Annotated in this window: 1 protein-coding gene; it reads left to right on the top strand. The window is 63.5% G+C overall.

Annotated elements, in window-relative coordinates; genetic code table 11:
* A partial coding sequence (locus GTP44_RS26950; RefSeq protein WP_161021813.1) for a transposase occupies window positions 1-255 on the top strand: 255 nt, incomplete at both ends.

Below are 255 nucleotides of genomic sequence, written 5' to 3' on the forward strand. Positions count from 1 at the left end.
GCAAGTGCTGGAGCGGCATGTCGACTTCGCGGCGCTAGCTGATGCGGTCGATACTGCTGCGCCACGGCCAGGCCGCGAACGCGGCGGTCGGCCGCCGTTCCCGACCGAAGTGATGGTACGTATCCTGCTGATCCAGCAACTGTTCAATCTTTCGGACGAACAGATGGAGTTCCAACTGCTGGACCGGCTGAGCTTCCAGCGCTTCGCTGGCCTGCGCGACTCCAGCCAGATTCCCGACCGCACCACGATCTGGAC

The sequence above is a fragment of the Duganella lactea genome, from assembly GCF_009857505.1.
GTDB lineage: Bacteria > Pseudomonadota > Gammaproteobacteria > Burkholderiales > Burkholderiaceae_D > Rugamonas > Rugamonas lactea.